A 21,275-nucleotide genomic window follows, 5' to 3' on the forward strand; every position below is an offset into this window, starting at 1 on the left:
ATTCGCTCCCTCTACGGAATTGCTGAACAGCCAGTTCTTCCGGCCTACTGCGAATGGACGGATCGCATTCTCGCTGAGATTATTGGTAAAGCTGCACCGCCCGTCTTCCAGATAGGTCTCTGCTGTATCACGCCGGTTGAGAACGTAATTCACGGCTTTATCCATCCGGGTATTCCGGACTGGCTTCTGCTGATCGAGCCACGACCAGAAAGCCTCCAGAACAGGTTTTTCCTTCTCGAGACGCAGCTGCTTCCGCTTTTCATAATCACCGGGATACTTTTTGTTAATGGAGTCCTCAATGGCGAATAACCGGCTGCAGTACTGGACTCCCTGCACTGCCGGCTGGCTGTAGTCATACTGTTTCCCTTTGGGAACGGCATCGATAAAGTATCGACGGATATGCGCCCAGCAAGAACAGCGTCGGATCCCTGGAAGATTGTTGTATCCCTGATATCCATCCGTTTCCAGGTATCCGCTGTAGCCTTCCAGGAACTCCCTTGCATGGCTGCCGCTCCTGGTCGGGGAATAGCCATACAGGATGATCGCCGGAAGCCCGTCCTCGCCGCTTCGGAACAGCCACATGAATGATTGGGTCTGTGCCCGGCGCCCTTCCTCGTTCAATACCTGAACCCGGGTTTCATCTGCCATTGCAAAGCTCCGTTTCAGCAGCTCACGGTGGAAGTAATCATACATTGGCTGGAAATAGTTCTGTGAACAGCAGATGATCCAGTTGGCAAGGGTGGTCCGGCTGATCTGAGCCCCATACTGTTTCCAGTCTTTCTCCTGCCGGTAAAGGGGAAGCCCGTTGGCATACTTCTGATACATGGTCCATGCAACAGTGGATGCTGAGGCAGGACCTTTCCCTACCAGAGCCGCCGGAACTTGAGACTTTATGATCACAGGCTTTTCTGTATCGCCGAGTCCTTCCTTGCAGGATGGGCAGCCATAACTCTGGCTGTAGTATTCAATCACTTTACAAGTAGCTGGAATGAATTCCAGTTCCCGGCGGACATACTCTTCGCCGATCAGGACCATCTGCGTGCCGCATACCGGGCAGACCTGGTCTTCTTCCGGAAGAGGGATCACTACTTTTTCAACCTTCAGGCCTTTGAAGAGATCCTCATGGGCTGCCTTCTTTTTACGGGTATGCTCCCGGATCACGGTCTCTTCTTCCGGTAAAGAGGGGTCTTGTTCCATTTCCGCTTCATCGAAGAGATTCTGTTGTCCCGGAATATCATCGGATCTTTTTTCGCTGGATGAGCCGAAAAGCTTTTTGGTCAGATAATCTACCTGTTCCTGAAGCGCTTTCTCGTGACCGGATTTTTCGTCAATAATAAGACGGAGAGACCTGATCAGCTCAGTCTGTTCAGATACCATTGTTTTCAGTTGTGATACTGTATCTTTCAGCTCTCGGAGCTGGATATCTTTTGCACTGGAAGCCATCGTTTCTCTCCTCGGATTTGATACCTTTATTGTACCAGAAACGAAACTTTTACTAAAGGGAAATGGCTCCTGAAAAATGCCGAATTTAAAAGGAATTTCTGGATTTTTCTGTGCAGGATTTTTATTGGAATCCAGATACTTTTCACTCTGCTTTGAGGGCTTTGGGCTGGTCAAGATCGATCCCCGACATCAGCCAGTCAAACTCCCGCCAGGAAAGGTTCCGGACCTCCGACTGCTTCCTGGGCCATTGATAGCCGCCGCGGACAGACAAACGCTTATAGATCAGGACGAAGCCGTCCGGTTCCTTGAACAAGGCCTTGATCCTGTCCCGTCTTCTTCCACAGAAAAGGAAGAGAGCACTGGACGAGGGATCCATCTTAAGCTGGTCCTCGATAACAGCACAGAGTCCGTCAATGGATTTGCGCATATCGGTGTAGCCGCAGACAATGTAGATCTTCTCAAGTCCGGAGATATCGCCTAACATGAGAGCTCCTGAAGCAGGCGGAATGTCCTGGTGAGCAGGACAGGATCTGCATCATTGCTGATGCGGACCGTGATCTCCTTCATAGCAACTTCGATCGTATGTGAATTGTCAAGGTACGGGGTTTGCATCCGTGATGCTGTATGCTGTTCCGGAATGTGATCCGGCACAATGTCAATGGGGACCACGTCCTGTTTCGGGCGGGGAACCGGGGGATGACCGTAATTCGCTGCCGGGATCTGATCCGCTGCGGCTTTCCGGCAGCGGCTGACCCAGTTGTAAAAAGTGCTTACTGCAATGTTATTTTCACGACACCAGTCAGCATCTGTCATGCCGCTCTGTCGGCATTCATTGATAAGCCTGATCTGTTCCGCCATTGGAACGCGGGCTTTGCGAGTACCTGCCATAACCTATCCTCCATAATTGTAGTGAAATAGTCTAAATATCTATCGACTACAATTATAGGCAAAACTTGAGGATCTGGAAATCCGCAGGAATATTTGGCGCTTACTTTTCAAGTGTTAATGCAATTAGCCATTGACCTTAGCCAAAAAACTTATACTACCGATACTTAATAACCATATCCCTAAAGCTTTCTACAAAATCAGAAACCGCTTCTTCATTGGTAACCCAGGAAGTGCAGAACCGAAGGCAGGTATGGTCCGGATCCGGCTTGCACTGGAAAGTGGTCAGATACTTACTGTTGATTTCCTCAGCCAGTTCATTGGGGAAAATGGGGAAAATCTGATTGGTAGGAGCATCGCACAGCAAGGGGATTCCGGTTTCCGCAAAGACTTCCTTGATAGGCTCCATGCGCCGGATACTTTCCTTTCCCAATTCTATGTAAAGATTATCTTTAAACAATTCTCCAAACTGAACGCCGATCATCCATCCTTTTGCCATAATAGCTCCCCGCTGTTTCATGTTAAAGCGGAAATGATCTTTAAATTCCTCCCGGATAAGGACCAGGGCCTCTCCAAACATGGCTCCTGACTTGGTACCTCCGATATAAAAGGCATCACATAATTTAGGCAGGTCCGGGAAGGTCAGGTGAGAGACCTCTTCTGCTGCCAGTGCAGCAGCCAGACGGGCTCCGTCCATATACAGATACAAATGATGGCGCTGACAGAATCCGTAGAGAACTTCCAGCTCTTCTTTTGTATATACGGTGCCGATTTCTGTAGGATTTGATATATAAACCAGCCTGGGCTCTACCCAGTGCTCATTTTCATGAAGGTCCAGAACCGGACGGATCAGGTCGGGTGTTAATTTGCCGTCTTCTGTGGAAATAGAGAAGACTTTGTGTCCGGTAGCTTCGATAGCGCCTGTTTCATGGGTGTTGATGTGCCCTGTCTGAGCACTGATCACTGCCTCATAAGGCTTTAATACATGAGAAATAAAAGTGAGATTCGTCAGAGTCCCGCCTGAGATAAAGTGGATATCTGTGCTGTAATCTTCCAATGCCTCTTGAATCAGTTCCCGGGCAGCATTGGAATGTTCATCCAGTCCGTAAGAGTTATTTTGGTGATAGTTAATGGTTTCCAGGGCCCTGAGAATATTCGGATGGGCGCCTTCGCTGTAGTCGTTCTGAAAACTATACATGAGTATACCTCTCTTCCTGTGTGAAAATTCCGGAAACTACTTCCGGATAGCCCAAAAGACAAGCTGTAGATACATTTTAACATAAAAAATCTTTTCTGCACAGAGGAAATTCTCTCCTTTGGAAACCTTCAATCCTGTATTTGACAGTCCAGGGCTCAGTGTATAAAATAACTATATCAGATATTAAAGAAAGGAATCATCTATGGAATTTTATAAATATCACAGTCTGGGAAACGATTATCTGGTATATGATATCCGGAAAAATCAGGAGGAGCTGGACCAGGAAAAAATCGTCCGGGTTTGCAGCCGGAACTTTGGTATCGGGTCTGACGGTATTGTGGCAGGTCCCTATGAAAAAGACGGGAATATGTATGTGCGGGTTTTTAATCCGGACGGCACAGAGGCGGAGCAGGGAGGAAATGCCCTGAGGATCTTTGCCCATTATCTGAAAGCTATTGGAGATATACAGAAAGAATCTTTTGAATTATACACCAAGAGCGGGATTTCCCAGATCAGATATCTGAACAGAGAGGGGAACCGGATCCAGATGACCATGGGAAAACTCCGCTTTTCCAGCAAAGCCCTGGGACTTTCAGGCCCCGACAGAGAGGCAGTCCATGAATTTTTTAATTTCGGAGGGGAAGAATATGACTGTACCTGTGTTTCCGCAGGAAATCCTCACTGTGTCATTGTGCTGGAAGATACGGACAGAGAGACCGTATGCCGGATAGGAAAATATTCTGAAAGGGCAGAATGTTTTCCTGAGGGAATCAATACCGAAATCGTGAAAATATTAGATAAAAATAATATTGAAATTGAAATCTTTGAACGAGGAGTAGGCTATACCCTGGCCTCTGCTACCGGCGCCTGTGCTGCAGCGGGAGCGGCATATAAGCGGGGGCTCATTGATTCTGACGTTATGGTCCACATGCCGGGAGGAAAACTCTGGACTCAGATTGACGAAGACTGGGAAGTAAAGATGATCGGAAGCGTAAAGCGGATATGTAAAATCCAGCTGTTTGAGGACTTTTTTCAGGGAATCTAAGTTGTTGGGGACTTGTTTTTTGAAAAAGATGTGATATACTAGCCACAGCGGGATGGTTTTAGAAACCACCGAAGAACATTGAAGTATACAGCAGTAAGGGGCGGGAGCAGTACTTTCGTCCCCTTTTCCCATGTATAAACTGCACATATCATAGCAGAAAGGAGATTTCACAATGACAAAAATTGATATTTTTTCTGGATTTCTGGGAGCCGGAAAGACCACACTGATCCAGAAGCTTTTAAAAGAAGCTTATAAAGGAGAGCAGGTCGTGCTGATTGAAAATGAATTTGGAGAAATCGGCATTGACGGCGGATTTTTGAAAGAAGCAGGCATTGAGATACGGGAAATGAATTCCGGCTGTATCTGCTGCTCTCTGGTAGGAGACTTTGGAGAAGCTTTAAAGGAAGTAATCGGAAAATACAGCCCGGACAGGATTATCATTGAGCCTTCAGGAGTAGGGAAACTTTCCGATGTGATCAAAGCTGTGCAGAAGATTGAAGATTCAGTTGACATAAAGTTGAACAGCTTTACCACTTTGGTAGATGTAACTAAATGCAAAATGTATATGAAAAATTTTGGAGAGTTCTTCAGCAACCAGATTGAATATGCAGGAACCATTATCCTCAGCCGTACAGACACAGAAAAGGCAACTCAGGAGAAAGTAGAGGCGGCAGTAGAGCTGATACGTTCCTTAAACAAGACTGCAGCTGTGATCACCACACCTATAGCACAGCTTTCAGGGGAAAAGATACTGAACACTATGGAGAATAATACTTCCCTGGAAAAAGAGCTGATGGAAGAAGAAACCTGCCCGGTATGCGGCGGCCATCACCATCATCACGACCATGAGCATCATCATGAAGGATGCGATCATGATCATCACCACCATGACCATGAAGAATGTGACCACCATCATCATGACCATGAGGAATGTGATCACGACCACGACCATCATGATCATGAGGAATGTGGCCACGACCATCATCATCACGACCATGAAGGCTGCGGCCATGACCATCATCATGGACATCACCATGCAGATGAAGTCTTTACAAGCTGGGGCAAAGAGACTGTAAAGGCTTATTCTCAGGAGGAAATCCAGAAGATTCTGGATACTCTGTCTGAGGATGGATCTTATGGAATGGTGCTGAGGGCCAAAGGCATGGTAGAAGGCAAAGACGGACAGTGGATTTATTTCGATATGGTTCCCGGTGAGGCGGATATCCGTCAGGGCGCTCCAGATTATACAGGAAGGCTTTGCGTCATTGGTTCCAAGCTTGCAGAGGATAAACTGGCCGAGCTCTTTGGCGTATAATAATTATAGAAGGGATTGGACAAAGATATGGAAGAAGAAATCAGAGTTCCCATATATTTTATGGCAGGATTCCTGGAAAGCGGCAAGAGTACCTTCCTGGATTTTACGATTGATCAGGATTATTTTCAGATAGATGGTCCCACGCTTCTTATCCTCTGTGAAGAGGGAGAGGTGGAATTTGACCCTAAAAAACTGAAGAAAAGCAGGACCAGCGTAGAAGTTATCGATAAATTTGAAGACCTGACGCCAGAGCGCCTGGTGGCTTATGATGCATTCTATCGGCCAGAGCGGGTGATCATTGAATACAACGGTATGTGGCAGGTAAGCAAGTTTGAAGAGATGCAGCTTCCAAAGGACTGGGGCCTTGTACAGCAGATCGTTACTGTAGACGCCAGTACCTTCCAGATTTACATGAACAACATGAAGTCTCTGTTTGTAGAAATGGTAAGAGGAGCAGATATGGTCCTCTTTAACCGCTGTACAAAGGACATGCCCCTGGCTTCTTTTAGAAGAAGCGTGAAGGTAGTGAATCAGTCTGCTGAAATTATTTTTGAGGATGATGAAGGTGAGATTGAAGACATTTTCGCTGAGAAAATGCCTTTTGATGTGGAAGCAGATGTCATTGACATTATGGATGAAGACTATGGTATCTGGTTTATTGACGCCATGGACCATCCGGAGACTTATGAAGGCAAAAAAGTATCCTTTACTGCCATGGTGCTGAAATCTAGAGAACTGCCCAAAAATGTTTTTGTGCCCGGAAGAATGGCCATGACCTGCTGTGCAGATGATACCAGCTTTATTGGATATATCTGCAGAACACCAGAGGCCAAAAACCTGAAAACCGGAAAATGGGTGAAGCTGGTAGCTGAGGTAGGATATGAATATGTAGAGTCTTATCATAAGGAAGGACCGGTGCTTACTGCCATTTCTCTGGAGCCTGCAGAACCTCTGGCTCAGGAGCTGGTATATTTTAATTAAGGAGAATCATATGTTTTTGATAGCAGGCCTTGGAAACCCAGGGAGACAGTATGAAAAGACCAGACATAATATGGGATTTGACACCATAGATGAATTAATTGAACGTCACAGGATTCCTCAGGGAGGGATTGCCCATAAGGCTATGTACGGCAAGGGAATTATCAACGGAGAAAAGGTGATTCTGGCAAAGCCCCTTACCTACATGAATTTAAGCGGAGACTCCCTCAGGGAATTCGTAAACTATTATAAACTGGATCCGGAATCAGAGATGATCGTCATTTATGACGATATCGATCTGGAGCCGGGGCAGATACGTATCCGCAAAAAAGGCAGTGCCGGAGGCCATAATGGAATTAAGAGCATTATCGCCCAGCTTGGCACTCAGAACTTTTACCGGGTGAAAGTCGGCGTGGGAGCGAAACCTAAGGGATGGGACCTGGCAGATTATGTGCTGGGCCGTTTTTCACCTCAGGAAAGAGAATTGGTGGATCAGGCCGTTGTACAGGCGGCAGAGGCGGTGGAGATGATTCTTTCCCAAGGGATAGAAGCGGCTATGAACCACTATAACGGAGCTGCCAAAAAGAAAAAAGCAAAAACCCAGGAAGAGGCGGAAAGCCCGCAGGAGTAGATTATGCAGGTATTTATGCAGCCATTGGAAAATTTAACAGAGTACCGGGAGATACGGTCAAGACTTCCGAAAAACCGGGGAGTCCTTCAGCTCTCCGGCTGTGTGGAATCACAGAAAGCCCATATGATGTATGGGCTTTTTCGCGGTATGCAGAAAGATGCTAAAAGAGAAAATATGAATTGTCTCATCATAGCGGAGAACGATCTGAAAGCCAGGGAAATCTACGAAGATTACCGGATGTATGACCAGGAGGTTTACCTCTATCCGGCCAAGGACCTGATCTTCTTTCAGGCCGATGTACATGGAAATCTGCTGACAAGAGACCGGATGAAGGCGGTGGCTGCCCTTTTGGAGAAGAAAGGGGTTACTGTGATCACCAGTATAGGCGGCTGCATGGACTATCTTCTTCCTCTGGAGGTTATAAAGGACCATACTCTTGTCTTTAAAAGCGACAGTCCGGTAGAACTGGGGAAACTGAGAAAACAGCTTCTGGGTATGGGATATGAGGGAAACGCCCAGGCAGAGGCTCCGGGACAGTTTTCTGTCAGAGGCGGCATCATAGATATTTTTCCTCTGACTCTGGATAATCCGGTGCGGATCGAGTTGTGGGGAGATGAGATTGATTCTATACGAAGTTTCGACCCGGAAAGCCAGCGTTCTATAGAAAATCTGGAAGAAGTTACTATTTACCCGGCAGCAGAGATGGTCCTGGACCAGGAGGTCCTGGAAAAAGGTCTGAAGGCCATCGAAAAAGAGAAAAAAGCCATGGTAAAAAAATTCCGAGATGATTTTCTGACCGAAGAAGGGGCCAGGCTTACCCGGATGGTAGAAGAGGCTGTGGATAGCCTGAAAGAGTATCAGGACTTTTCAGCAGCAGAACATTTTGTACGGTATTTTTATAAGAATGCGGTAACTTTTCTGGATTATTTTCCCGCAGAAGATACTCTGGTATTTCTGGATGAGACCAATCGACTGACGGAACAGGGGAATGCCATTGAAACAGAATTTCGGGAGAGCATGGAGCATCGGTTGGAGAAAGGATACCTTCTGGCCGGACAGACAGACCTGCTCATGCCCTGCCGCCAGGTGATCCAGAACATAAATAAGAAAAACTGCGTATCTCTGTGTACCATGGAACAGCAGAGAGGAGACTGGGATATCCGGGAGCAGTTTTATACTACAGTAAAATCTGTCAGTCCCTACAACAACAGCTTCGAGCTGCTGGTTAAGGACATGGAATACTTTAAGAAAAATGGATATCAGGTTTTACTTCTTTCTCCTTCACGTACCAGAGCTGCCAGACTGGCAAAGGACTTAAGCCAGGAAGGACTGAACAGCTTTTACACAGAAGATATGGACCGGACCATTGCTCCGGGAGAAATCATGACAGCTTTTGGCCACGCCAGGAGAGGCTTTGAGTATCCTCTCATCAAGTTTGTGCTGATCACGGAAACAGATATCTTCGGACAGGAAAAGAAGAAAAAGAGGAAGAAGACAGAATACAGCGGCAAACGTATCCAGAATTTCAGCGAGCTGAGCGTTGGTGATTATGTGATCCATGAAAATCATGGACTGGGAATCTATAGAGGAATTGAGAAGATTGATGTAGACCGGGTAGCTAAGGACTACATTAAGATTGAGTATGGAGATAACAGTACCCTGTATATCCTTCCCAATCAGCTGGACCTGCTTCAGAAATATGCAGGAGCTGACGCTAAAGCCCCTAAGCTGAATAAACTGGGAACCCAGGACTGGAATAAGACAAAGACAAAGGTAAAAGGCGCAGTCAAGAATATCGCTAAAGATCTGGTGGCCCTTTACGCTGCAAGGCAGGCCCAGTCCGGCTATCAGTATGGAAAAGATACCGTATGGCAAAGGGAATTTGAGGAAATGTTTCCTTTTGAGGAGACAGAAGACCAGCTGGCAGCCATAGAGGCCACCAAGGGAGATATGGAGAGCACTAAGATCATGGACCGTCTGATCTGCGGAGACGTGGGATACGGCAAGACGGAGATTGCCATCCGGGCTGCCTTTAAGGCGGTTCAGGAAAGCAAACAGGTGGTATATCTGGTGCCCACTACCATTCTGGCCCAGCAGCATTACAATACCTTTGTCCAGAGAATGAAGGATTTTCCTGTGCGTATTGACCTTCTGTGCAGATTCCGTACTCCGGCAGAACAGAAGAAGACCATTGAAGACCTTAAGAAAGGCCTGGTGGATATTGTCATAGGCACCCATCGTGTCCTTTCCAAAGATATAAAGTATAAAGATCTGGGACTTCTGATCATTGACGAGGAGCAGCGTTTTGGGGTTACCCATAAAGAAAAGATTAAAAAACTAAAGGAAAATGTAGACGTTCTCACACTGACTGCCACACCTATTCCCAGAACCCTTCACATGAGCCTGATCGGTATCCGGGACATGAGCGTACTGGAAGAAGCACCTATGGATAGAATGCCTATCCAGACATTTGTTATGGAATACAATGAAGAACTGGTCCGGGAGGCGATAACCAGGGAGCTGGCCAGAGGTGGTCAGGTGTATTATGTATACAATCGGGTGAATGACATTGACGAGATCGCCAACCGGGTGGCAAAACTGGTACCGGAGGCTAATGTGGCCTTTGCCCATGGGCAGATGCGGGAGCACCAGCTGGAGAAGATCATGTATGGCTTTATTAACGGGGATATTGACGTACTGGTATCCACTACTATTATTGAGACAGGGCTGGATATTTCCAATGCCAATACCATGATTGTCCACGATGCAGACCAGATGGGACTTTCTCAGCTTTACCAGCTTCGTGGCCGTGTGGGCCGCTCTAACAGAACAGCCTATGCCTTCCTTATGTACCGCAGAAATAAAATGCTCAAAGAAGTTGCAGAGAAAAGGCTCCATGCTATTCGGGAATTTACAGATCTGGGCAGCGGATTCAAGATTGCCATGCGGGACCTGGAAATCCGTGGAGCGGGAAATCTTCTGGGTGCTGAGCAGCATGGTCATATGCAGGCAGTGGGTTATGACCTGTACTGTAAAATGCTGGACGAGGCAGTGAAAGAGGCAAAAGGCATTAAACAACAGGAAGACTTTGAGACTGCCATTGATCTGGAACTGAACGCCTTTATCCCGCCGAAATATATTCCCAATGAATATCAGAAGCTGGATGTATATAAACGTATTGCAGCTATTGAGTCGCAGGAAGAGTATGAAGATATGCAGGAAGAACTTATGGACCGGTTCGGAGAGCCTCCTAAAGCAGTGGAGAATCTCCTGGCAATAGCAGCCCTTAAGGCTCTTGCCCATAAGGTTTATATTACAGAAATCAAGCAGACAGGAAAAGACGTAAAAATTACAATGTTTAAACGGGCAAAACTGGACCCTGCAGGATTTCCTGGAATATTGGAAAAATATAAGAATAATCTGAAGATGCATTTGGAAGAGCCGCCTTATTTCCAGGTTTTCCTTAAAGGAAGAAAACCAAAAGAAACCCTGGATGTGCTGGTGCTTCTGAAAAGTATCCTAACAGATTTTCTTCCATTGGCGGAGGAATAAGGCTTTCACAGTATGTTCACATTCTTCGGGGAAAATGGCTCTTGCCCCGGAGAATAAAAGCGTCTATAATGGGAAAAGGACATTTTTTGTAACTACAGGAGGAGATTATGAATAAAGCAGCTAAGAAAATAACAGGTGTTCTTCTGGCGGGAGCATTGGGAGCAGCGGCTCTGGCAGGATGTAATACTCCTATGGATGGGACCCAGCCTCTCCTTACTTCCGGGGAAGATACCATAACTGTAGGAACCGGAAACCTGATGCTGAGGATGAATCAGGCGACTATGCTATCTTATTATTCTATGATGGGAGGCAGCACCACTGGAATCTGGTCTCAGGATTCAGGAGAAGGAGAGACCTACGGAGATACGACCAAGGCAAATGTGCTGGATGAACTGGAGAACATGCTGGTCCAGAAACAGCATGCGGCAGATTATGATGTGTCCATTTCAGAGGAAGAGCAGAGTAAGATTGAAGAGGCGGCCAAGGCCTTTATGGATGCCAATACAGAAGAAACCATCCAGACTTTATCAGTTACTCAGTCAGATGTGGAGACACTTCTGGAGCTTTATACCTATCAGACAAAGATGTATGACCCGATGGTAGCAGATGTAGATACAAATGTAGAAGATTCTGAGGCTGCCCAGAGCAGGATTACTTACTGCAGGATTGATATCAGCGATACCCAGAATGACGACGGAACTACAACACCTCTTACAGACGAAGAAAAACAGGCCAAGAAAGACCAGGCCCAGGCTATCCTGGATCAGCTTCAGGCCTCTGCAGATCCGGCCAGTGCAGATATGGACGCTATTGCCAAAGGTGTCAGCGAGGACCTTAATGCAGTAGACAATACTTTCGGTGATGATGACACACTTCTGGATGATAAACTGAAAGAAGCAGCAAAAACCCTTCAGGACGGACAGGTTTATGGTGAGGTAGTGGAAGGAGAGAACGCATATTTCGTAGTAAGAATGGACAGCGTTCTGGACAGAGAGGCTACAGACCAGGAGAAAGAATCCATTGTATCTGAAAGACAGCAGGAAGCATATAATGATCTTCTGGACCAGTGGAAAGAAGAGACAGATATAACTGTTAATAACGACCAGTGGGAGAAAGTCACGCTTACAGATACAGAGCAGTATACCATTAAACAGCCTGAGACAGAAGAAACTACAGAAGACAGTACCGCCGATACCACAGAGAGTACAGGCGATACTGAGGCCGCAGAGGATACAACAGGTGAGACAGAAGAAGCTGCATCTGAAGAGAGCCAGACAGAAGGTTCTGCAGATACCCAGACAGAGGCTGGAAGTTCAGAAGACGCAGCAGCTTCTGAATAGGAGGCTTGGGCATAGAGTAGGAACTCTGACAGATATATATAGGTAATGATTATGAAAAAATTTGAAAAGCTTGTCCGGGATAGAATTCCAGAGATAATGGTTCAAAATGGACAGAACCCTCATATTCGCATTCTTGATGAGGAAGAGTACCAGAGAGAATTGGAAAAGAAACTGCAAGAAGAGACAGAAGAGTACATAATGGATAAGAATGAAGAAGAGTTAGCAGATATTCTTGAGGTTATAGATGCCATTATTGAATCTAAACATTTTTCTATGGAAGATATTTTGAAAATAAAAGAGTCAAAAAGAAAAAGCCGAGGAGGATTTCAGAAAAAAATATTTCTTATTAAGTAAATGTAGAGAAAACCTTCTCATGGCTATATAGGATAAAGTTAAAATTTTATAGATTGCCTAGTTGTATATTAAGGGCATGTACCTTACGTATGGAATTTTATTCCTCCCAGGTACATGCCCAATAATTTTATATATGATTGCGAGATTTTTCAAAAGCATGGATCCAGTCAGACTTCAGAAAATAAATTAAAAATACAATAGAGCTTAAGGTCCAGGTTAAAGGATAAGCCCAGAAGATCACCCTTATATTGGGAATCAGCCTTACTGTGACAGTTATGTAAGTTACCCGGATGATGCACCAGCATGCCAGCATGACCAGCATCGGCACGGTGGACTTTCCTGCACCCCGTAAAATTCCGGCCATACAGTGGGAAAAGGCAAGGAGAAAATAAAATAAGGTGACTACACGGGCCTGAGCTGTGCCATAGGAAATTACTTCCGGAGTGCTGCTGAAGGCAGAAATCAGCACAGGGGCCAGTCCATAAATCACCAGGCCAATAAGTTCCGCAAGGGTAATAGAACAGACAACCCCAAAGACAGCACCTTTTTTGGCCCGCTGGTATTCCTTTGCTCCTAAATTCTGGCTGATAAAAGTGGTAAGGGCCAGGGCAAAGCAGGTGATAGGAAGAAATCCGAAGCCTTCTACTTTAGAGTAGGAACCGCAGCCGGCTACAGCCATTTCTCCGAACTTGTTAATGTTGGACTGGACCACAACATTTGCCAGAGAAATAATAGAGTTCTGCAGTCCTGCCGGAAGGCCGTTTGCGATGATCTGCCGCAGGACCAGAAAATCCAGACGGATTTTGGAAAGGCGTACCCGATATTCTTCAGGACTTCTCATAAGCTGCCACAGACAGAGAAAAGCACTGATAAACTGGGAGATAATGGTGGCCAGAGCTGCAGAGCCTACTCCCAGGTGAAAGACGCCTACAAAAAGCAGGTCCAGCACAATGTTCACTATAGAGGAAATTACCAGGTAGATCAGAGGATGACGGCTGTCTCCTACAGACTGGAGGATTCCCACCATAAAGTTATACATGACGAAAGCCAGGGAACCGCTGAAGTAGATCCGGAAGTAGGTAATAGAATTGGGGAGGACTTCTGAAGGCGTACCCATAAGGACTAAAATCTGAGGCGCCGCCAGAACGCCTACAACAGTGAGAAGAATTCCGGAAATAAGCCCCAGAGCCATAATGGTATGGATGGCTCTCTGGACAATATGAAATTTCTTGGCGCCGTAATACTTGGCTACCACTACGCCTGCACCGATAGCAAGACCGTTAAAAAATCCCACCATGAGAAAGATCAGATTTCCTGAGGAGCTTACCGCAGCCAAAGCGGTGCTGCCCAGGAATCTTCCCACAATGAGAGAATCCGCTGTATTATAAAGCTGTTGGAAGAGATTGCCGAAGAAAAGCGGTATGGCAAAAAAAACGATCCTTTTCCAGATAGGACCAGTGGTCATAGAAACTGCTGAAGAATTACTGCTCATGATATAAATATCCCCCTTCTGTCTTAATAGTTCAGCTATGCATAGTATAGTTCTGCACAAGAAAAAAAGCAATCCAAAGTCATAGAATCTTGCCCCTATCCCGACGGGAGGAGTATAATATTATAAATGTTTTGAGGATTGCGGGAGCACATAGTGCGGAGCAATCAGGTATCATAATATTAAGAAAAGAAGGTTATATTCATGTATATATCAGATTTACATATTCACTCCAGGTTTTCCAGGGCTACCAGCAAGGAAGGAGACCCGGAACATCTGGAACTTTGGGCCAGGAAAAAGGGAATCCATCTGGTGGGAACGGGAGATTTTACACACCCTCAGTGGAGAGAAGAGCTTAAAGAAAAACTGGAACCTGAAGGAAACGGTCTGTACAGGCTGAAAAAGGAATATCAGATTCAGGACGGCATGACGCCGGATAACATAGAACCGCGATTTGTGGTAACCGGGGAAATCAGTTCCATTTATAAAAAGAATGACAAGACTCGAAAGGTACATAACCTTCTGATACTTCCTGGCCTGGAAGAAGCAGACCGCCTCTCTGCCAGGCTGGAAGAAATTGGAAACATTCATTCTGACGGACGGCCTATTCTGGGCCTTGACTGTCGGGATCTTTTAGAGATTATGCTGGAGACAGCAGAGACGGGAATCTTCGTTCCAGCCCACATCTGGACTCCTCATTTCGCTATGTTTGGAGCTTTCTCCGGATTTGATACCGTGGAGGAGTGCTTTGAAGACCTGACCCCTTATATTCATGCAGTGGAGACCGGTCTTTCTTCAGATCCGCCTATGAACTGGAGAGTTTCTGCCCTGGACAGATACCAGTTGATTTCTAATTCAGATGCCCATTCTCCGGGAAAACTGGGAAGGGAGGCTAATCTGATGGATACAGAGCTTTCTTATGAAGGTCTTTGGAAGGCTATTCAGACAGGAGAAGGCCTGGAGGGAACCATCGAGTTTTTTCCGGAAGAAGGAAAATATCATTATGACGGCCACAGAAAATGTCATCTCTGCTTTTCCCCTGCTCAGACCAAAGAATATCAGGGCCGCTGCCCGGTATGCGGAAGAAAACTGACGATTGGAGTGGAACACCGGGTTGAAGAGCTGGCAGACCGTCCGGAAGGCTTTATCAGGGAAAACGCCAGGGCTTTTGAATCCCTTATGCCCCTGCCTGAGCTGATCGCCCAGGCCACAGGCCACTCTGCAGGAAGCGCCAAGACTGAAAGGCTCTATGGAGAAATGTTAAAGACCCTGGGGCCGGAGTTTGAGATCCTGCGGAATGCGCCGGTGGAAGATATCCAGAGGCAGGCAGGATACTTTATAGGAGAAGGTATCCGGAGACTTCGTGAAGGCCAGGTGGAACGTCATCCTGGGTTTGATGGAGAATACGGGACCATTAAACTTTTCCGGGGAAGAGAACTTGAAGATACCCAGGGCCAGATAAGCCTTTTTGACGGCTTCGGGCTGGAAGTATCCTCCCAGACAGAAGGGGAGCAGGAGGAGAGCAAGACAGCTCTTCAGGCTGAACCAGAACAGAATCCAGACCAGTTACAACCGGCCAAAAGTTCCTCAGCCATGGAAGAAAACAGAGTGACTGGAAAAGGTGTGGAAGCCCGTCCTGTATTAAATGAGCGGCAGCAGGAAGCAGTGGAAAGTATTCATCCAGTTACTGCGGTTATTGCAGGACCAGGTACAGGAAAGACCAAGACTCTGATCGAAAAGATACTTTATCTTATAGAGAGAAGGAAAGTAAAACCCTCGGAGATTACAGCGGTGACTTTTACAAATAAAGCTGCCCAGGAGATGAGGGAACGTCTGGAGCGGGAATTGGGAAATAAAAGAGCCCTGAAACAGATTCAGATCGGAACCTTTCATTCCATCTGCCTGGATATCCTTAAAGAAGAAGGAGAAAACTTTACTCTTGCAGATGAGATTCAGGTAAAGGAACTGGCTCAGGAGACCATAGATACCTGGAATATGAGGATATCCGTAAGAGACTTTCTTTCTGAAATCTCCCTGTACAAATCTGCGCCGGAAGAACGAGGATTTAATGACCGGGTCTGGGAAGAGGCTTTTAGCCATTACCAGAAACTTTTAAAAGACAGAAATCTGGCTGATTTTGATGATCTGCTCCTGAGAGCTTTGAGCCTGGCCCGGTTTTCTGAGGATCAGGATTATAAGAAAAGATTTACATATCTCCTGGTAGATGAATTTCAGGACGTGAACCCTGTCCAGTACAGCCTTATGCTGGAATGGGCAAAAGGAGGCAGGGAGCTTTTTGTTATCGGCGATCCTGACCAGGCTATTTACGGCTTCCGTGGTTCAGATTCCCAGTGCTTTAACCGCCTCAGAGAGGACAGGCCCGATACCAGAATGATCTGCCTGGAAGAAAACTACCGGTCTGTTTCCGCAGTAGTAGATGCTGCTATGGCAGTGATTTCCCGCAATCCAGGAGAGGCAAGACATCTGAGGGCTTACAGAGGAGAAGGAGAAAAAATCCGGGTGGTGGAAGCTGCCTCAGATTTCTCAGAAGGAATCTTTGTGGCAAAAGAAATTAACCGTCAGACCGGCGGTCTGGACATGCTGGACGTTCAGAGTGGATTTCAGGCTGAGATAGAACGGAGACAGAGAAGCTTTTCCGATATTGCCGTTCTCTGCAGGACCCATCGGCAGTTCCGAATCCTGGAAAAATGTCTGTCTCAGGAAGGGATTCCCTATATGACAGTGGGAAGAGGGGATTTTCTGCTGGATTCCGCAGTAAGAGGAACAGTCAGTTTTTTCAAAAGCCTTGAGGAAGAGGAGCCTCAGACAAAGGAACTTGCATTAAAACTCCTCTGGGACTTATCTGACACAGAGGTGGGGGACAGTGTATACCAGGAGGCAAAGAAAAAATATCTGCCCCAGATAAAGAAACATAAGCCGGAAAAAATCCTGAAATCCTGGCAGGAGGACATGAACCTGAAGAAAAATGCCGCTGTGACCAGACTTTATCAGACCGCCCTTCAATATTCTACTATGGAGGAATTCCTCCGTGACCTGTCTCTTGGGGAGGAAGGAGACCTTATCCGCCGGCCTCAAAAAAACTACAGTGCCGGGGCTGTTACCCTTATGACGCTTCATGGCTCTAAGGGTCTGGAATTTCCCCTTGTATTTCTCTGCGGAACACAGGAAGGAACCCTTCCGCTGGAAAAGGCAGACTACCCCACAGACCTGGAAGAGGAGAGAAGACTTTTCTTCGTAGGCATGACAAGAGCAAAAGACCAGCTGATCCTCACTTATGCAAAAGAACCTTCCCCCTTCCTGGAAGATATACCGGAAGAACTTGCTTTAAAAGAAAAGGCAGGGAAACAGAGACAGGAAATCTCAGGGGAACAGATGAATCTCGTCGATTTTCTGAAGGAGTAAATAGATCATAAACGCAAAAGGCTGCCCCATTAAGCCGGAGTCCGGAATATTTAATTCCTGACATAGGCTTAATGGGACAGCCTTTCATCTCGTGCAGCTGAAAGAGCAGACTCTGAATTACTGCTCTGCTTTTGCCAGTTCTAGAGCTTTGGCAAGCTGGTCCGGACAGGAAGTACCTCTTCCACCGCAGTCAGTGCCCTTTAGTCTGGCAATCACATCATCAATTTTCATTCCCTGGACCAGGCTGGCAATGCCTTTTGTATTTCCGTTGCAGCCTCCGTTGAATTTTACAGATTTTATGGTATCGCCGTCCAGCTCAATATCGATAGAACGGGAACAGACCCCTTTTGTTTTATAGACCATGTTTTATACCTCCTTACCCGCATTCTTTTGACCAAGTCATTATAGCATGTGCGGAAAGAAATGTAAAACGGCTGTGGAAAAACCAGAGGAAAAAGTGTAAAATAGGTTACAGTTCACAAAGAAAATAAGAAAGAGGTATATACAATGAAAGTCATAGGAATTATCGGAGCCATGGAAGAAGAAGTGGCTATGTTAAAGGAAAAGATGACAGAGGTGACGGTTAAAGAAAAAGCCGGTATGGAATTTTTTCATGGACAGTTAAAGGGACATGAAGCTGTAGTAGTGCGTTCAGGTATCGGTAAAGTAAATGCAGGTATCTGCACCCAGATCCTGGCAGATGATTTCCAGGTAGATGCTGTGATCAATACAGGAATTGCAGGTTCTCTCAGGGCTGAGATCAATATTGGAGACATTGTCCTGTCCACAGATACCATGCAGCATGATGTAGATGCCAGAGAGTTTGGCTATCCGGCAGGACAGATTCCCAGAATGGATACTCTGGCCTTTCCGGCAGATGAAGGACTGCGGAAACTGGCGGCTAAAGTCTGCTCCCAGGTAAATCCGGAAATCGGCGTCTGGGAAGGACGGGTAGTCAGCGGGGACCAGTTTATCGCTGACAAAGGGAAAAAAGAAGAGATCATTTCCATTACCGATGGAAGCTGTACAGAGATGGAAGGGGCAGCTATCGGACAGGCTGCCTACCTGAACCATATTCCCTATCTGGTAATCCGGGCAATCTCTGACAAAGCTGACGACAGCGCCCAGATGGACTATCCCACCTTTGAAAAACAGGCCATTCTCCACAGCGTTCGCCTGGTAGAGAACATGATGGGACTGCTGGATTAGGAAAGAATTTGTCGAGCGATTTTTGTTTTCAAAAGGAATCAGGCGCTATATAATGAAACCAAAGGCCTCCCCTTACAGCCGGCCAGGGGACAAGCCTAAAAAGAGCGGACAGAGATTGGAAAAAGGGATATATCCGCCAGTCTGCCGCCGAAATCAAGGAGGAATTATGGAGCGCCTGTTTTTTTACTGGGGTGCCTGCCTTATGGGACTTTTCTGTCTTATAAGTATGCTGGCAGTTTATAACAGCAACAAAAGAGTATTGAAGGATTTGAAGCAGCCTGGAGAGGAAAAGGACAAGTGGCTGCTGGCTTTTATGCTGGAACACCAGAAACTTCTGAAAGAAAACACAAGAATACAGAACCCTTCGGTTTATGTAATAAAAAGAATGAGAGGACGAAAGATAGGAGCCTGGAGCATCCGTCAGATGAAGAATATATCCTGGGGAACTTTCATCCTCTCTTTTTTATTTGTGGGACTGCAGATTCTATATGCCTGGCCGCCCCAGACCGGACTGGAGCCCATAGCTTTTCTGGGGCGGGAGACCACAGTATTTACTTTTTCCATGGTAGCAGGAATCTGCACAGAGGTTTTTCTCCTGGCTGTGCGGCTGGTACTGGGTACAGGCTACCAGGAAGATGTAATAGAGACAAGCCTTCTGGACTATGTGGAGAACCGGTGGCGGGAGCCGGCAAAGATTATTCCCCTGGAAAATGCCCGGAATTCCGGTACTCGTGAGAACCGGACCCAGAAAAAGAAGGAAAAGGAGAAAGAAAGCCAGGCTCCCAAAGACAGCCGTGACAAGGCTGCCAGGCAGATGGAACAGGGGATCCTGGAAGCTGCCGCTGCAGACAGCAGATACAGTCATCTGCTGAATAAGGAAGAGGAGGCCATTGTAAAGGATGTAATTAAAGAATTTCTAACTTGATAAACAGATAGGGATTTGCTAAACTAAAGAAAGAAATATTTTTCGCAAAGGAGAAGATGAAAATGGGAAATAAGGTAATATTTGACTACTCTAAGGCAGCAAACGTTGTCCGTGAAGAAGAAGTAGCGGCAATGAAGAAGATGACAGAAACAGCGAAAGAAGTTCTGGTATCAAAGACAGGACTGGGAAATGATTTTCTGGGCTGGATAGACCTTCCAGTAGATTATGACAAGGAAGAGTTTGACAGGATTAAAAAAGCCGCAAAGAAAATCCAGGAAGATTCAGAAGTACTTCTGGTTATCGGAATCGGAGGTTCCTACCTGGGCGCCAGAGCAGCCATTGATTTTCTGAGCCATCCTTTCTACAACAATCTGAGCAAAGAGAACAGGAAAACTCCGGAAATCTATTATGTAGGAAACAATATCAGCGGCGCATATGTGAAGGGCCTGGCAGAGGTAGTCGGGGACAGAGACTTTTCCATTAACGTTATCTCCAAATCCGGTACTACTACAGAACCGGCTATTGCGTTCCGTTTCTTTAAGGAAATGATGGAAAACAAATATGGCAAAGAAGAGGCGGCTAAGAGAATCTATGCCACCACTGACAAAGCAAAGGGAGCTTTGAAGACTCTGGCCAACGAAGAAGGATATGAGACCTTTGTAGTGCCTGACGATGTAGGAGGCCGTTTCTCTGTACTTACCGCAGTAGGACTTCTTCCTATCGCAGTGAGCGGTGTTTCTATAGACAAGCTTATGGAAGGCGCTGCTTCAGGAAGAGAGCTGGCTTTAAATACTCCATATGAGGAGAACGATGCTATGCTTTACGCCGCAGTTCGGAATATCCTTCATAAAAAAGGCAAATCTGTAGAAATCCTGGCAGATTATGAACCTACTCTTCATTATGTGGCTGAGTGGTGGAAACAGCTCTATGGAGAAAGCGAAGGTAAAGACCAGAAGGGTATTTACCCTGCATCTGTAGACTTTACTACAGACCTTCATTCCCTGGGACAGTTTATCCAGGACGGATCAAGGATCATGTTCGAAACAGTTCTTGCAATTGAAGAGCCCAAGACAGATGTAGTGATCAAAGAAGAGGCCAGTGATCTGGACGGCCTGAACTATCTGGCTGGAAAGGGCCTGGATTTTGTAAATAAGAGCGCTATGAATGGAACGATTCTGGCTCATACAGATGGAAATACACCGAACCTTATGGTGAAAATTCCAGAGCAGAATGAGTTCTATCTGGGACAGTTATTCTATTTCTTTGAGTTTGCCTGTGGTATCAGCGGATATCTTACAGGAGTGAATCCATTTAATCAGCCTGGAGTAGAAAGTTATAAGAAAAATATGTTTGCTCTTCTGGGCAAACCGGGATATGAGGAAAGAAGAGAAGAGCTGTTAAAGAGACTGTAATTTAAGGCGGTATAAAGGTGTAAGGTTTCCTGGAAGAGATTTCTGCAGGAGGACGCTCACCCTTATCTAAAAAAAT

At 46.2% G+C, this 21,275-nt stretch carries 17 protein-coding genes; 11 read left to right on the top strand and 6 right to left on the bottom strand.

Annotated elements, in window-relative coordinates:
- The 4 genes from tnpC to B5G00_RS04460 all read right to left on the bottom strand — a co-directional run.
- Positions 1 to 1,443 (bottom strand): IS66 family transposase (gene tnpC, locus B5G00_RS04445; RefSeq protein ID WP_087269157.1); only part of this gene is annotated, 1,443 nt, incomplete at its 3' end.
- A 142-nt stretch (positions 1,444 to 1,585) separates the two neighbouring features.
- Positions 1,586 to 1,927: an IS66 family insertion sequence element accessory protein TnpB gene (gene tnpB, locus B5G00_RS04450; RefSeq protein WP_070090177.1), complete on the bottom strand. Its 342-nt coding sequence runs from the start codon at positions 1,925 to 1,927 to the stop codon at positions 1,586 to 1,588.
- Complete coding sequence (gene tnpA, locus B5G00_RS04455) at positions 1,921 to 2,331, bottom strand: IS66 family insertion sequence element accessory protein TnpA (protein ID WP_070090178.1); 411 nt, start codon at positions 2,329 to 2,331, stop codon at positions 1,921 to 1,923. Before tnpA ends, tnpB begins: the two co-directional genes overlap by 7 nt.
- A gap of 154 nt (positions 2,332 to 2,485) precedes the next feature.
- Positions 2,486 to 3,526, bottom strand: a complete 1,041-nt coding sequence (locus tag B5G00_RS04460) for a threonine aldolase family protein (RefSeq protein WP_087269160.1) — start codon at positions 3,524 to 3,526, stop codon at positions 2,486 to 2,488.
- 202 nt (positions 3,527 to 3,728) lie between these two features.
- Between B5G00_RS04460 and dapF the strand changes: the two genes are divergently transcribed.
- From dapF to B5G00_RS04495, 7 genes are all read left to right on the top strand, one after another.
- The gene (dapF, locus tag B5G00_RS04465; protein ID WP_087269163.1) at positions 3,729 to 4,571 is read left to right on the top strand and encodes a diaminopimelate epimerase; all 843 of its coding nucleotides are present in this window, start codon (positions 3,729 to 3,731) and stop codon (positions 4,569 to 4,571) included.
- A gap of 172 nt (positions 4,572 to 4,743) precedes the next feature.
- Positions 4,744 to 5,886 carry a CobW family GTP-binding protein gene (locus B5G00_RS04470; protein ID WP_087269166.1) on the top strand — a complete coding sequence of 381 codons (1,143 nt, stop codon included), beginning with the start codon at positions 4,744 to 4,746 and terminating at the stop codon, positions 5,884 to 5,886.
- Positions 5,887 to 5,913: 27 nt separating this feature from the next.
- Complete coding sequence (locus B5G00_RS04475; RefSeq protein WP_087269169.1) at positions 5,914 to 6,867, top strand: TIGR03943 family putative permease subunit; 954 nt, start codon at positions 5,914 to 5,916, stop codon at positions 6,865 to 6,867.
- Between the two features lie 10 nt (positions 6,868 to 6,877).
- The gene (pth, locus tag B5G00_RS04480) at positions 6,878 to 7,495 is read left to right on the top strand and encodes an aminoacyl-tRNA hydrolase (protein WP_087269172.1); all 618 of its coding nucleotides are present in this window, start codon (positions 6,878 to 6,880) and stop codon (positions 7,493 to 7,495) included.
- Positions 7,496 to 7,498: 3 nt separating this feature from the next.
- Positions 7,499 to 11,047: a transcription-repair coupling factor gene (mfd, locus tag B5G00_RS04485; RefSeq protein WP_087269175.1), complete on the top strand. Its 3,549-nt coding sequence runs from the start codon at positions 7,499 to 7,501 to the stop codon at positions 11,045 to 11,047.
- Between the two features lie 107 nt (positions 11,048 to 11,154).
- Positions 11,155 to 12,387, top strand: coding sequence for a peptidylprolyl isomerase (locus B5G00_RS04490; RefSeq protein ID WP_087269178.1), 1,233 nt, complete (start codon positions 11,155 to 11,157; stop codon positions 12,385 to 12,387).
- A gap of 51 nt (positions 12,388 to 12,438) precedes the next feature.
- Positions 12,439 to 12,741 carry a nucleoside triphosphate pyrophosphohydrolase gene (locus B5G00_RS04495; RefSeq protein WP_087269654.1) on the top strand — a complete coding sequence of 101 codons (303 nt, stop codon included), beginning with the start codon at positions 12,439 to 12,441 and terminating at the stop codon, positions 12,739 to 12,741.
- 127 nt (positions 12,742 to 12,868) lie between these two features.
- Here B5G00_RS04495 and B5G00_RS04500 read toward each other — a convergent pair whose 3' ends face one another.
- The gene (locus tag B5G00_RS04500) at positions 12,869 to 14,233 is read right to left on the bottom strand and encodes an MATE family efflux transporter (RefSeq protein WP_087269181.1); all 1,365 of its coding nucleotides are present in this window, start codon (positions 14,231 to 14,233) and stop codon (positions 12,869 to 12,871) included.
- 201 nt (positions 14,234 to 14,434) lie between these two features.
- On the opposite strand from B5G00_RS04500, the gene B5G00_RS04505 reads away from it, so the two are divergent.
- On the top strand, positions 14,435 to 17,653 hold the full coding sequence (locus B5G00_RS04505) for a UvrD-helicase domain-containing protein (RefSeq protein WP_087269184.1): 3,219 nt from the start codon (positions 14,435 to 14,437) through the stop codon (positions 17,651 to 17,653).
- 117 nt (positions 17,654 to 17,770) lie between these two features.
- Here the strand turns inward: B5G00_RS04505 and B5G00_RS04510 are convergent, their stop codons facing one another.
- The gene (locus tag B5G00_RS04510) at positions 17,771 to 18,016 is read right to left on the bottom strand and encodes a TIGR03905 family TSCPD domain-containing protein (protein WP_087269187.1); all 246 of its coding nucleotides are present in this window, start codon (positions 18,014 to 18,016) and stop codon (positions 17,771 to 17,773) included.
- Between the two features lie 144 nt (positions 18,017 to 18,160).
- Between B5G00_RS04510 and B5G00_RS04515 the strand changes: the two genes are divergently transcribed.
- The 3 genes from B5G00_RS04515 (at position 18,161) to B5G00_RS04525 (ending at position 21,199) form a co-directional block, all read left to right on the top strand.
- Positions 18,161 to 18,862, top strand: a complete 702-nt coding sequence (locus tag B5G00_RS04515; RefSeq protein ID WP_087269190.1) for a 5'-methylthioadenosine/adenosylhomocysteine nucleosidase — start codon at positions 18,161 to 18,163, stop codon at positions 18,860 to 18,862.
- A gap of 166 nt (positions 18,863 to 19,028) precedes the next feature.
- Complete coding sequence (locus B5G00_RS04520) at positions 19,029 to 19,787, top strand: hypothetical protein (protein WP_087269657.1); 759 nt, start codon at positions 19,029 to 19,031, stop codon at positions 19,785 to 19,787.
- A 62-nt stretch (positions 19,788 to 19,849) separates the two neighbouring features.
- On the top strand, positions 19,850 to 21,199 hold the full coding sequence (locus B5G00_RS04525) for a glucose-6-phosphate isomerase (RefSeq protein WP_087269192.1): 1,350 nt from the start codon (positions 19,850 to 19,852) through the stop codon (positions 21,197 to 21,199).
- Positions 21,200 to 21,275 lie beyond the last annotated feature (76 nt).

Source organism: Blautia sp. An46 (assembly GCF_002161645.1).
Taxonomy (GTDB): Bacteria; Bacillota; Clostridia; order Lachnospirales; family Lachnospiraceae; genus Blautia; species Blautia ornithocaccae.